General features: G+C 38.4%; 6 protein-coding genes. All 6 read right to left on the reverse strand.

Annotated features, from left to right (window positions below):
• Window positions 1–689: 689 nt before the first annotated feature.
• The 6 genes from VKJ25_RS18840 to VKJ25_RS18865 all read right to left on the reverse strand — a co-directional run bounded on the left by VKJ25_RS18840 (window position 690) and on the right by VKJ25_RS18865 (window position 13,841).
• Window positions 690–2,225 (reverse strand): glycoside hydrolase family protein, encoded by a 1,536-nt coding sequence (locus tag VKJ25_RS18840; protein ID WP_324238178.1) that lies wholly within the window; start codon window positions 2,223–2,225, stop codon window positions 690–692.
• Window positions 2,226–2,806: 581 nt separating this feature from the next.
• Window positions 2,807–3,205: a photosystem II protein Psb27 gene (psb27, locus tag VKJ25_RS18845; protein ID WP_324238179.1), complete on the reverse strand. Its 399-nt coding sequence runs from the start codon at window positions 3,203–3,205 to the stop codon at window positions 2,807–2,809.
• A 1,049-nt stretch (window positions 3,206–4,254) separates the two neighbouring features.
• Window positions 4,255–8,388: a S8 family serine peptidase gene (locus VKJ25_RS18850; RefSeq protein ID WP_324238180.1), complete on the reverse strand. Its 4,134-nt coding sequence runs from the start codon at window positions 8,386–8,388 to the stop codon at window positions 4,255–4,257.
• Window positions 8,389–8,968: 580 nt separating this feature from the next.
• A complete protein-coding gene (recF, locus tag VKJ25_RS18855; RefSeq protein ID WP_324238181.1) occupies window positions 8,969–10,141 on the reverse strand; it encodes a DNA replication/repair protein RecF in 1,173 nt (390 codons plus the stop codon).
• Between the two features lie 384 nt (window positions 10,142–10,525).
• Window positions 10,526–11,776 carry a hypothetical protein gene (locus tag VKJ25_RS18860; RefSeq protein WP_324238182.1) on the reverse strand — a complete coding sequence of 417 codons (1,251 nt, stop codon included), beginning with the start codon at window positions 11,774–11,776 and terminating at the stop codon, window positions 10,526–10,528.
• A 472-nt stretch (window positions 11,777–12,248) separates the two neighbouring features.
• A complete protein-coding gene (locus VKJ25_RS18865) occupies window positions 12,249–13,841 on the reverse strand; it encodes an Hsp70 family protein (RefSeq protein WP_324238183.1) in 1,593 nt (530 codons plus the stop codon).
• Window positions 13,842–14,500: the final 659 nt, after the last annotated feature.

Genomic DNA, 14,500 nt, shown 5'->3' on the forward strand with positions numbered 1-14,500 from the left:
AGGGTGTGTTAGGCGCTAGCCGTAACGCACCAGTATTAATTCAAAAATCCCTAAAGTCGGGTAGGGTGTGTTAGGCGCTAGCCATAACGCACCAGTATTAATTCAAAAATCTCTAAAGTCGGGTAGGGTGTGTTAGGCGCTAGCCATAACGCACCAGTATTAATTCAAAAATCGCCTCTAGAACCCATTTGGTATTTATTTTTTTATACATAAGCTTGCTGATGTAATATTATCAGGACTTACGCAAAGGCACTATATATATAGAGTTTCGGTCTATGACACTAGCGCTTTCACACCCTACCAATAGCGTTCATGGCTTTAGTCCTAATTATGTGAAAGTATCGGTAATATCATGTCCGGTAGCATCGGATTTTTCGGGCATCCTGCGTGCATAAAATCAAGGTCGAAATTCCATAAAAGCTTCTGCCTTCAGCCTTCCTTCTACCAAAGTCTAATTATTCAACCGGACATGATATGAGCGCTCATTGCTATAATATAGCTTCCGTGAAAAACGAACGGTGCGTTAGCGAAGCATAACGCACCCTACTGGACTACTGGACTTTGCTAAAAATTATCGGAATTTGATATAATCAGGACTTATGCAAAGGTACTATATATAGTGTTTCGGTCTGTGACGCTACCGCTAACACACCCTACCAGTCGCCTTCATGGCTTTAGTCCTGATAATTCTATTCTAACAACCTACAAGACTTCCGCAGACGAGTTTCTTCAATATGTTGCCAATCGTAAGAAAAATGACTAATAGAATCAATCTGAGGAGTCGCTCTCCTAATAGCTCCCATTTGTATTTCCAAAGAAGGACGATTTTGAAAAGGTTCTCCCCAAGTACCAGCGATCGCCGGAATAACTCTCACCCCTCTAGGAGCCATACTCAAAACTCTCTGAACTTTAGCCACAATGCAACTAGGATCTCGCTCTCCACAAACTGCATACGCCATTGGATGCCATTCCATCCAACTAGGAAATTGATCCCAAGGTTGGAGACGAGAGTCAAAACCACTATCTCGTATTCTCATATTGCCACCAGGGAAAAATACAGCACCACTAGACAAACCTTTGCGTCGCACTGGTTTAGTTGCCGCCTGGAGAAAATCTAATATTCCTTGAGCAGCATGGGCAATACTTAATTCCCAAACCTGTGTTCCCGAACCTCCTTTCGGTAGTTTATTACCATCAGCAGAAGGTGAAAAGAAACCTTGCCATTGAGGAGGTTCCTTTTCCGAAACAGCAGAAATATCAGCAGCAGTAACATACCCTTTGTCTAAAAATCTTCTAATTAATTCTTTTCCGCCTTGATTTCGAGCGCGTTGCAATAGGACATTCTGAGAAGCTTCACCATATATCCATAAATCTTTGACATCATCCGCTACAGAATCACCCCCCACTCCCCGCAAATAACGCACATAGTCAAATAAAACTCCTTCAGGTTGGCGTTTTAACACCTCATCTACCATAACTCTATAATCTTGACGCGCTTGTGGACTGTAGGGATCGACAAAAGTGTGAAAAGCATGACTTGCACCTAAATCGCTATGCAAACTATTACTATCAGGGATTATATCCAGGGTGGTTTGACCTCGACCATTACGCGCTAAAGCTTGTTGACGGTTAGGTAGTTGGGAATAGGTGTACCCGAAGTTCATAGTAAATACCCAAGCATAAGCACGCAAACCTCTTTCTTTGGCTTTTCTGAGGCCATCTGCTAATAAATCAACATTTTCATAACCAGGTACACGGAGTACAGACGGCCAAACTGTGGGGTTTTTGGCTGCCGGTAGAAGCACTTGTCCGTCATAGAAAGCTTCTATGTATACCTCGTTATAACCATAATTAACGATTTTATCTAGGATCCTGTCAATTTCTCCTGTTCTCACATCACAAGGATATAGTCGCAACCAAATACCTTGTTTTTTTGGCCAACCTCTCTGGCGACATTTGTTAACTTCTCTAATGTGTTGAGTCTGAAGATCTCGATATTGTTTTTCTGCACTTTTATTTCCCTGTAGGGTTGCTTGGCGAAGATTTTCTTTTTCAGCGATCGCTTCTGCTGATAACCGACAATAATAATCTGTTTGTGCTTGTGCTTTGGTAGGAAACCATAGGCAAGAATGTACTACCAAACTCAAAAAAATAGCTCCCAAACTACTTATCTGGAAACATTTTCTATTTTTATTTTTTTTCACGGTAGTAGGATATTTTGGCATAATATTAGTTTGATAAATTTTTATTACCAATGATAATTAGAGGTAGTGCAATAAACGTAGGTTGGGTTTCGTTTCTCAACCCAACCAAAATTTTGCTCCCCTACTCCCTTACTCCCCCACTCCCTAATGCACTATTATGCAACAGTCCAGTAGGGTGTGTTAGACGGCTAAAATTTAGACTATGAAAAGGATTCAGCAATCCGTCGTCACGCACCATTTGAGACTTGTCAGTCCAGTAGTTTAGAGCAAGCAGTTGCCTAACCCAACAAAACCTGACTATACCTCTCAAATATAGCAGTCGAAGCAAAAGACGCGGACATTTATAAATCCTAAAACCCTTTGATATTCAACTGTTCCCTGTTGACAGTTAAGTGTTCCCTATTCCCTAGCGCTATTATAAAAAATAAAATTAACTTTGGCACAGAAATACAGGACTTACACAAAATCTGAAAATATACACCATTTGTAGAGGTTAACGACGGTTAACTGTTACTATCTATAGTGTTTCTGCGTAAATCCTGATTTTTTGATAAATATTGGTATGTCAGAAATAACTTCTGACTTCTGACTTCTTTGTAGTGCTATACTCCACGTTTTAAAGCAAGTTCTGCTTGTTTAAATTCTTGTTCTAAACGCTTCTTTAATTTTTCAGGTATAGGGCGGTTTGGATAAGAACTATAATGTCCTGCTAAAGAATTTAAAGCAGTTCTCATTGTCGTAAATGATGGTAAAGTAGACACAGCAGGGTCTCGACGATAGCGAGAGGCATAGTCATTTATTATTTGACGTGCTATTGCTTGAGCTTCACTTTTAGCTTCTGTCTTTTCTGGTAACTCAATCGCTGTTCTTAAACTATCTATTAGGTTTAATGTATCTTCTGAATAATTTCCAGTTAAAGTTGAAGAGTTATCAGAACAACCCATTAAACCAATAACACAAACTAAAACTAAGGCTAGTAGACGAGAAATCAAACGTTTCATAGAACTTTCTTTTTTTACTATGGTATGAACTGATACGAATTATCTCATAGTTTGACTTAACTTGGGACTTTTGTATGGGGACTTAAGAGGAAGGAAGGCAGAAGGCAGTTTTTCTATACTTTTTAGAAAAAATAGGCGTAGGCCCTTGTTGTTCCCGTTAGAGTTCGCTGTATAGAACGTAGCTTGCTTCTTCGTAGGAGTAACCCAACACGCGCCTTACTAATCTTGGGTTTCACTCCGTTCTACAAGGGCCTACATTTTGAAGCATAGAATATTGGTTATACCTTCAGTATTAGAAAAAAGTTTTAATTTGTAGAGGTTGTGGAGACCAAAACCCTACGATAGCTGATAATATCAAGTCCGGTTGAATAATTAGACTTTGGTAGAAGGAAGGCAGAAGCTTTTATGCCATTTCCACCTTGATTTTATACACGCACGATGCCCGGAAAATCCGATGCTACCGGACATGATATAACTAATATCAGATAACTGTTAATTTATACACTATCTGTAATTACACCATCCCTGTAGGGGCGGGTCTCATCACTAAACTAACGACTCTTCACCTTAAACTACCTAGACCCGCCCCTCCTACTACACCATCCCTGTAGGGGCGGGTCTCATCACTAAACTAAGAACTCTTCACCTTAAACTACCTAGACCCGCCCTTCCGACACCATCCCTGTAGGGGCAGGTCTCATCACTAAACTAAGAACTCTTCACCTTAAACTACCTAGACCCGCCCCTCCTACTACACCATCCCTGTAGGGGCAGGTCTCATCACTAAACTAAGAACTCTTCACCTTAAACTACCTAGACCCGCCTTCCGACACCATCCCTGTAGGGGCAGGTCTCATCACTAAACTAACGACTCTTCACCTTAAACTACCTAGACCCGCCCTTCCGACACCATCCCTGTAGGGGCAGGTCTCATCACTAAACTAACGACTCTTCACCTTAAACTACCTAGACCCGCCCTTCCTACAGCAGAGGGTTTGGAGACCAAACCCCTACCTCATTAAATTTTACTAATGCTAACGGATTTGATGTTACATTCCAGCTACATCCCAAACAGTAGGTACACTTCCTGGGTTAACAGAACTGTTGCGAGTGCCGTTCTCATTCATCATCCAGATAGCGTTACTTCCATTTTCATTACGCCACAATATGTCTGCTACTCCATCGGCATTAAAATCGTCTACTCCAACTACATCCCAAACAGTAGGTACACTTCCTGGGTTAACCGAACTGTTGCGAGTGCCGTTCTCATTCATCATCCAAATAGCGTTGCGTCCATTTTCATTACGCCACAATATGTCTGCTACTCCATCGGCATTAAAATCAAAACGAACTGATTCAGTTTTTAGAGATAAGTTACCGAAATTAATCTCTCCAATATTCTCACCATTAACTACTTCTACAGTGTGGAAAGGATCATCTTCTGAACTTGTTACTGTCACATCATCAATGTACCAGCCTTCAAATTCATTCAATGCTCTGTCTCCAGTATCAAACTCGAAGCTAATTTCGATTTGTTGACCGACATAGGAACTTAGGTCAAATTCAGCATTAGTCCAGCCTGTAGTAGGGTCTTTCAATTCTTCTGCATTAGAAGCAATGGGAACAAAATCACCACCATCTACTGAGACCAACACCTTAGCTACATCATACTCAGAACCTAAACCTTCTGTTTCTAAGAAGTAGTTAAAGGAAAGTTGAGCGCTGTCTAATTCACTTAAGTCAATAACTGGAGAAATAATTCGCCCTGCAGTATATCCGGCATCATAATTGCCAGTTTCTTCGACTCCATAATACATACTGTCTACACCACTATGACCGTTTTCACCTCCACGTCGGGTGGATAGATGCCATAAACCCTCAGTTGGTGCTCCGGTGTTGTCAACAGTGAAGCCGTCTAAGTTGGGATTCTCGTTATCACTGAAGTCTGCCTCAAAGATTACTTCCACTTGTTTGCTAGGATAAGTTTGCTTCCATCCATCTTGCATGACTTCCGCAACTCTATAAGTTCCAATCTCAAGACCATCGAACTCATAGTAACCTTCTGCATCAGTGACAGTAGAATTTTCCCCTTCATCGAGTTCGCCGTTTTCATTCTCATCTATATATATTGTCCAGCCTTCTAGTCCTACTTCATTATCGTCCCACTCACTGTTACCATCCAGATCATTCCACTTGTATCCAGATATGAAACCAGAGATTTCCCGGTTGCCGAAGTTAATATCAGTAACATTCTCACCAACTTCCAATTCTACAGTATGAGTTCCTAGTCCCCCTGGTTCCCCTGGTTCTCCTGGTTCTCCTACTTCCGAAATGGCGTTGAACGCATTCAAACGACGACCTGTTAATGTTTTTCCATCTAGTGCTGAAATCGGATCGCCACTCTCCAGAATAATTTCCTTGACCTCTTGAGAACTCAACTCTGGATTTTCTGACCATACTAACGCTGCTACCCCTGCTACATGAGGAGTTGCCATCGAAGTACCACTGTATGAAGCGTAACCGCCTCCCGGTATGCTGCTATAAATATTGGAACCAGGAGCACCCAAGTCTACAGATTTGGCTCCGATGTTCGAGAAACTAGATAAATTATCGTTGTGGTCTGTAGAAGCAACTGCTATGATGTTGTCTAAATCGTAGCTAGCTGGGTACTGAGGGTTAGTATCATTGTTACGGCCATAGTCATTACCTGCTGCTGCCACGAATAAAGAATCTGCTGCACCTGCTGCGGCGATCATATCATGCAATCCCTGAGAAAAGCCTCCGCCTCCCCAACTGTTGTTGGTTAGGTCTGCTCCCATCATCGTTGCATATTCTACTGCCAATACGGCGTCGAATAAATCACCAGAACCACCATCATTGAGGAACTTGATTGCCATCAAATCAGCGTTCCAGTTTACCCCTACTATTCCTGTTCCATCATCACCTTTGGCTCCAATGGTTCCAGCCACATGAGTTCCGTGAGAGTGAATATCTAATGGGTCGCCGTCATCATAGGCAAAGTCATAACCATAAACATCGTCTACATAGCCATTGTTGTCATCATCTACCCCGTTATCAGGTATTTCACCAGGATTAGTCCACATATTGTCTACTAAATCTGGGTGAGTGTAGTCGATACCTGTATCAATGACTCCCACTAATACGTTCTCACTTCCCGTTTGAATATCCCAAGCTTCCGGTGTATCAATATCTGCATCAGATGTTCCTCCAGTTTGCCCAGTGTTGTGCAGTCCCCATAGTTGACTGAAACTGGGGTCATTAGGAACTGTGGAATCAACCGTAATAATGTAGTTAGGTTCGATGTATTCAAATGCAGAGTTGTTTTGGTTATTACTAATAAATTCCTCTACAGCCCCGGAAATTGACCACAGTTGAATATCTAGCTCTTCACTTTTGGTTGTCTTGATGGTGGTAGCTCCCAAGCTCTCTTGCAGGCTACTCAGAGCGCTAATTTCATAACCTTCACTAAGTTTGACAATTACTTCTCCTGATGCAAATACTGCTTCTAAGGGGATTTCTGACCCTGGGTTTTCTTCAGTAGTCTCAGTATCGGACTGACTAGCCTCTAAGCTATCCACAGATGAACTTGAGCGAACTGAATCCTCTTCTACCGTCGCACCACTAGATACAAATGGTCCGTATATTTCTGCATCTTCTGTAGATGAACTTGAGCGAACTGAATCCTCTTCTACTATGGCAGCAGCATCTGTGGCTTGATTATTTGGTTCTGAGGTATCCACAGATTCACTAGGCAAAGGTGTTGTGCCACCCTCGACCATAGAAGAACCTTGATTACCAGTCTCAATGGTGATATTATCAAACTGATGGTATGGAGATTCTTGTAACCACTCTACAGCCACAACTTGGTTAAAGTCATCGTTGAAGACAAAAGTTTCAGGGTCAAAAGCATTGCCGTCTAAGGTAAAGGTCTGAGTTACTGTTCCTCCCCCTTCTAGTTCTCCGACAAATGTCACGTTAGCCACATTTGAACCATTGAGTTCAGTTATATCAATGGAAACTAGGTCAAATGCTTGATTGTCTGTGGCACTCAAACGGGTGATACCATTAACAGTGTTATTAAATAGTGCTGTAGACCCAGAAAAACGTCGTTCTAAAGTGCCAAAGGCTGCAAATGGATAGGGTTGGCTCAAATTATTTAGAGCAAAACCATCTTCTTCATAGTTAAAGCCATGGTTTTGGTAACCACTATCCTCATTTTTCAGGGATTCAAAATCAATAACAACGGTTTCCCCAAAGCCTGGGTATGTTTGCTCCCACCCCTCTTCCAAAACTTCAGCAATAGTATAAGCTCCGGCGATTAAATCCTCAAAGGTGTAGGAACCATCTTCAGCGGTGACAGTGGATGTTTCTCCTGCGTCCAGTTGGCCGTTATTATTCTCATCTATATATATAGTCCAACCTGCTAATCCCTCTTCATTACTGTCCCAGATACCATCGCCATTCAGGTCATTCCATTTGTACCCTGATATGGAACCTAAACCTCCAGGTGTATAGACTAAATCATCAATGACAAAATGTGCTCCGCTCCCACCAAGACCAGCATTAGTCCCACCAGAAGATGAGAATTGGACTTCATCGACATTAACAAAATTGAAATCAAATAGAGTAGGGCTGTAGGGATCCACAGTAACAGTCTCGGAATACAACTGATTCCCATCATTCAAACCTTTGACTTCAATGTTCAGACCCTCATTCCAAGCTGCAGTCAAATAGGCACTGTCGAATGTAAAGTCTTCTTCTGAAGTAATGCTTACTGGATTCGCCCAACTATTAAACCCAGAATAGAGTGGAGAAACATTCCCATTTTCATAGCCATCCCCTGAACGACTATCTCTGTTTATAACTGCCCAATCATTACTCCAGAAAAAATCTCCAATTTGTTGATCTCCAAATATGGTGTCAGTAGAAGTATTTGAAATGTCATCAAAATCAAATACTATCTGTCCCTCAACAAGTTCAAGTGGCTCTATTTCAATATCAATTGGAGTATTATCAGCGACGGGATTTTGATTTTCCCCATTTACACCAGTACCAGTAGGATCTTCCAATAACCCTAATGCCTCTTCATTATTGTCCTCCAAGTCCTCATCCAAAGGAGTTTGTGAAGCAACTAAATCTGCGGTTTCTTCTATTTTATCCATAATAGTATCATCCTATGATCGCTACTTTGTTGACACCAATTTCATCCAGCTATTGCTACAAATCTTTACATCAAGTAAAATAAAATATGTGTAGGTTTTACTGTCAGGATTTTAATGTCTACGATAAACAATCATAATTGATTGTAATATGTTTTGCATAGGGGGGTGACACCCCTTATTTTGTTTTTTACCCATCTGAATTATTTAGGAGCGATCGCATGGCCTTTTTTCTAGAAAAAACTGCATAGTTTTTCACCCTAAAAACTGATATATATTAATTGGGTGTAATAACATCACATCAAAAAAATTCCAGGTTCTTAGGCCAAATGTGGGTTTTAGATGTATCGTCCAATATAAAAACAGAAATTTATATCATACTTTCTTTTTTTGTCAAATTAAGGTAGAGAATAATTGTATCTAACCGTAGGTTGGGTTGTTCCCGTTAGGGTTGCGTAGCATGGAACTGAAACCAAATAAACCTTTGCTATTGTTGGGTTTCGTTCCTCAACCCAACCTACATTGTTCTACATTTTTCTCCCTCTTCCCTACTCCCTACTCCCTACTCCCTACTCCCTATTCCCTAAAAATCAAAAAAATAACTAATCTCTCCTGAATGTACGGACAGAATTTGAGTATCCTGCAACCACTGACCATCAAAACACCCCAAATGAGTAGTAGTAATCAATGTTTGAAAGCGATCGCTAATCACCTCTAACAATTGATTTTGTCGATGCAAGTCTAATTCTGCTAAAACATCATCCAATAATAATAATGGCGGTTCCTCCACCACCTGTTCAATAAGTTGCAACTCTGCTAACTTCAAAGCTAAAACCAAAGTCCGCTGTTGTCCCTGGGAACCATATTGTCGTGCGGGAGTATCATTAATAGTAAAAGTTACATCATCCCGATGGGGACCAACTACCGTAGTTCCTTGATATTGTTCAGCGATCGCTCGTGCTTTAATTTTCTCTAAAAAAGCTTGACGTACTCCCTCCAAACTATCTTGTATAATTAACTCTTTACTATCAACCGTTACATTTGCCAAATATTCCATCTGCAAAACTTCTTTACTACCACTAATAGCACGATGCCATTCACTTGCTAAGGGTGCTAACCTCTTTAAAACCCGTTCTCGTCGCCGAATCACTCGCGCTCCAGTAGTTGCCAACTGAGCATCCCACAAAGCTAACTCTTGAGCAGGAATAGAATACAACGAACCCACACTTTCTGCTGCGATATTTTGCTGACGAATTTTCTTTAACAAAGCATTACGCTGACGAAGAACTTGATTATATTGTTGGAGAATGTGAGCATATACAGGTTCCAGTTGCACCAAAAGTCGATCTAACCACTGACGACGAAATTCTGGTCCACCTCTAACTAAGTCTAAATCTAGACTAGAAAACTGCACTACATTGAGAATGCTTAAAAAATCTAAATGGCGACGTAAATTTTCACTATTGACTACTACAGTACGTCTACCTTGACTCCGCAAAGTCAGAGTCAGGTCAATATTTCCTACTTGTCTTTCTAAAGTTCCTTGGATTTGACCTGCTGTTTTCCCATCTAAGATTAAGTCGCGATCGCGAATCGCTCGGTGAGATTTGAGAGTAGAAAGTAATTCTACAGATTCTAGGAGATTAGATTTACCTTGAGCATTATCTCCCACCAAAATTGTTTTGGCAGCATTAAATTTAACTTGTTGGTCTCGATAGTTCCGAAACTGTCGTAAATGTAAATGTCTCAGGTACATATTGAAGGAAGAGGGGGAGGATGGGGAAGAGGGGGAAGACAAGGAAGAGGGGGAGGACAAGGAAGGGGGGAGGAGGAGGGAGTAATGCCAATTATCAAAAGTATTGCTATACTTGGAAACTGGCAAAATTTCTTTTGTCCATAACCGAAGTTACCAGATATCAAGAATTTGCTCAAATAAATAGTATTTATAAATATAAAATCCAAATATAGCAAAGTTTATGGTAATTGGTATAAGAATTCTGTCTACATTCCTCACTGATAGTGTATTGAATTAGACACTTTTTTGATAACTGTAGACAGTATTCTTCTTCCCCCTCCTCCCCATCTTCCGCACCTTCCCCATCTCCCCCTTTCAAAGGGGGGTAGGGGGGATTTCTTCTACTCAACTCAACTGTACAACAACCTGCTCATTTAATAAGGTTTCATTTGTCAATAAATCTTCTACTGTTATTCTCAGAAACCTAGACTCATCTACCCTAAATAAAACTTTAATTTGATCGCTTCCTGGATTTCCGGGAGGATTCAACTGAGCAATACTACGACCTCCTTCTCGATTGTTTAAAGGTTGTACTGAAGTTTGTTCTCCAGATATTTTCCGAGTAATTAAGCGATCGCCATTAAAGTAAATTTCTGTACCCTCAGATTCAACTCCTAATTCTGCTAAAATTAACTCTAAACTATGCTTAAGTTTGAGCAATTTTTTCTGTCTACTTATTAGCGGGAAATCTATCGTATTTGTTTCAAATTTTATTTGCTTCAATTTGTCTTTAATCTCTTCTAACTTAGATTGCCATTCTCTAAGTTTGATTAATCTGCTTTCCCATTCTTGGGTTTGTAATGATTGTACCGTTTTTATTCCCATTTTATCTTGCTCTGAGCTAATCAATTGCAACTTATTCCCATATAATTTCCATGTATGATAATTATTTATAAAATGAGCATCGTTGTCCTTTGGTAAATGAAACTCTTTTTTTAAGATTCCTGTTTCTCGATCTAGAGTTTCTTGAAGAAAGTCACCATAAGCTAGATTATTTTTTTGACAAAAAATATTTAATATTTTATTAAATAAAATACTTCTATTTGTTCTTTCATATATATCAGGTAGATGATTGAATAAATGTGTTTTTAGTTCTTTAACTTTCTCTTTATCTTGAATTGCACGAGTTATTCTTTTATGTGTTGTTTTAAGTACATAGTTCTGATTAAAAATAGATGGTAAATTAATACCCAAAATATAAATTCGACTTTTTTCTAAGGCTAAACTGTTAATAAAATCAAAATACATTGAGATTACTTTCTCAGCAAAATCAATAAACTTTATATTTTCTTGCTTAACAACCAACCTGTAATAATATCCTAGATCGACATCTACTTGACCAAACTTTAAAATTAGTAAATCTAAATCTGGATACTCATAAATTTTTTGTCTGATTTGATCGGCAACCTTTAAGGTAGATTCTCTCTTACCAAAACCTGTCATTGAAGCTGCCGGTATTTTATGTAAATGAATTTCTATGTCTTTGTGGCTTTGGCGACGACCAAAAAATTGAGAATGGGAGTCTCCAAAGATAATATATTTTTTATTTCTATTTAGGTTTTCTCCAGAACTAGGTATTAAACGATAATTCAACATACTGATACCATCAATAAATTTGCTAACTTAACTGTACAACAACCTGCTCATTTAATAAAGTTTTATTTGTTAATAAATCCTCCATTAAAGCTCCCCTTACTTTATATAAGTTTCTATATCTTTGTGGCTTTGGCGAGCCAAAAATTTAGAATTGGAGTCTCCAAAGATCACATATTTTTTATTTCTATTTAGGTTTTCCCCAGAACTAGATAATAAAGGATAATTAAGGATAATTAGGGTTTGCTGATTTCTCGGGAACCGTAAAAGTCTTTTTCAGGAGATGGGTTGATGGGAAGGTGGGGAGTAATTTCTTGGCCCAACTCTCGCCCAAAATTCGCTCCTTTTTCAGTATGAGTAGCTCAAACCAGCGCACTTTTTTACACCATAAAAATTTTCAAGTCTTTACTGATCAAGGTTTTTATATTTACTCAACAAACCCTAATGAAACATACTGATGCCATCAATAAATTTGCTAACTTAACTGTACAACAACCTGCTCATTTAACAAGGTTTCATTTGTCAATAAATCTTCTACTGTTATTCTCAGAAACCTAGACTCATCTACCCTAAATAAAACTTTAATTCGATCGCTTCCTGGATTTCCGGGAGGATTCAACTGAGCAATACTACGACCTCCTTCTCGATCGTTTAAAGGTTGTACTGAAGTTTGTTCTCCAGATATTTTCCGAGTAATTAAGCGATCGCCATCAAAGTAAACTTCTGTACCTCCAGATTCAACTCCTAATTCTCCTAAGATTAATTCTATACTTGTTTGACTATTTACGGAAGCACCTAAAACTAATTCTACAGGATTAGTCATGGGATATGGTTGACCAGATTTTATTAAGGGATGCCAACTATGAGCATTTTTCTTTCTATCCCAATACCGAATACCATAACTGTGATACAAAAAGTCTTTAATTTCTACTCCTTGAGTTAATTGTAAGGCTCCTTGAGAAATTGCTTCAAAAGGTTTTTCACAACGAATTTTTTTTTCATCAAAATATTCTTTTACCCACCTCTGCAATGCGGGGATTTGAACTGTTCCTCCTACTAATAAAACTGCATCAATTTCTGATAGTTCTATTCCTTGTCTTTTGGCTTGTTGTAAAACCCGATTCATGGAATTATCAAGACTGGTAAAAAATCCATTTTCTTTGAGAATTTCTTCAAAGTTATTTCGCTCTAATTCTAATTCATAACTTTCTAAATTTTCATCATCAAAAAAAACTTCTGTTGCTTGTTGTTGCCAAGACAATTGAATCTTTAATTTTTCTGCCAAACGAGTTGTTAAAGGAGTCTTTTCAATACCTTGATTTTTCACAAAATAATCCACTAACCAATTATCAATATCCGAACCTCCTAAATTCTGTCCTGCCTTGGCTAAAACTCTGGCAATTTTTGGCTTTTGATTTGAACTTTTACCAAAGGATTTTTCACCCCATTTCAGAATAAAACCTAAAGGTTGTTTTTGCACCGAATTATCTAACCTTACTAAAGATAAATCTAAAGTTCCTCCACCAAAATCAACTACTAATAAAATTTCTGCATCTTTCATTCCATAACCTAAAGCTGCGGCAGTAGGTTCATCAATCATTTGTACTTGGGGAACTTCTAAAGACTGAGAAACTTCTCCTAACCAATTACGATAAGTTTCAAAACTATCAACTGGAACCGTAAAAATTAAAGATTCTACTGGCAAAGGAACATTTCTAATACCAGCGACAACTTGTTCTAAAAATAATTTTCCTACTTGTTCAAAAGAAATAATTTGACTGTCTATTTCTGGTAAAAATCCTTGAATATTTGTACCAATACCTCTTTTAAAATTACGAAAAAATCGAGAATCTGTATTAACATCGAAACCTTTATCTCTAACTTGTTGACCTATTATTGCTTTATTTTCAGCAGCATTTTCTACATAAACTAAGCTAGGTATTAGAGGTGGATTTTGCCCAGAAATAATTGATAAGTTTGGTAATTTAATAGTTTCTGGTTGTTGAGTTGTTTGATTCCAACGGGAAATTACGGTGTTACTGGTTCCGAAGTCTATAGCTATAGTCATTTAGTTATTTAAGTTAAATATTTTATATTTTCAAATATTATAATAGATTGGTTGACAAATCTAAACTAGATGTGATATTTTAATCATAATGGGAAAGGTGCGCTCATATGTACTAAAACTAGATTTTGCCAAAAAAAACCATATTTTCCTGGTCAAGGAAAATCTTAATAACTAATAACTGATTTTTCACGCCATCTGATTTTTCAAGCCATCCGTAAAAGCTAATAACTGATAACTGATAACTGACAACTGATAGAAGTCTATAGCTATAGTTATTTAGTAATTCCAAGTTAAATATTTTATATTTTCAAATATTATAATAGATTGGTTGACAAATACAAACTGGATGTGATGTTTTTAATCATAATGGGGAAGGTGCGCTCATATATACTAAAAGTGCGATTTTGCCAAACAAACATATTTCTTTTTACCACGAAAAGCTAATAACTGATACAAGTTTATAGGTATAGTCATTTAGTTACTTAAGTTGAATATTTTATATAGAAATTTCTACAGCCCGTGAAATACATTCACAATTCCCCTAAATCCTCTTTTGAGAAGGTGATTTTTTGTTTACTCCTCCCTTACCAAGAGAAGCAGGGGGGAAACACCATACCTCATAGATTAAAGAACTACTAACTATATTTTCAGAATTATAT

Source organism: Okeania sp., assembly GCF_035285525.1.
Taxonomy (GTDB): domain Bacteria; phylum Cyanobacteriota; class Cyanobacteriia; order Cyanobacteriales; family Microcoleaceae; genus Trichodesmium.

Excerpts from the sequence above, each read along its gene's own strand:
- VKJ25_RS18850 (WP_324238180.1), bottom strand. The coding sequence starts at position 8,388 with ATGGATAAAATAGAAGAAACCGCAGATTTAGTTGCTTCACAAACTCCT.
- recF (WP_324238181.1), bottom strand. The coding sequence starts at position 10,141 with ATGTACCTGAGACATTTACATTTACGACAGTTTCGGAACTATCGAGAC.
- VKJ25_RS18860 (WP_324238182.1), bottom strand. The coding sequence starts at position 11,776 with ATGTTGAATTATCGTTTAATACCTAGTTCTGGAGAAAACCTAAATAGA.
- VKJ25_RS18840 (WP_324238178.1), bottom strand. The coding sequence starts at position 2,225 with ATGCCAAAATATCCTACTACCGTGAAAAAAAATAAAAATAGAAAATGT.
- psb27 (WP_324238179.1), bottom strand. The coding sequence starts at position 3,205 with ATGAAACGTTTGATTTCTCGTCTACTAGCCTTAGTTTTAGTTTGTGTT.
- VKJ25_RS18865 (WP_324238183.1), bottom strand. The coding sequence starts at position 13,841 with ATGACTATAGCTATAGACTTCGGAACCAGTAACACCGTAATTTCCCGT.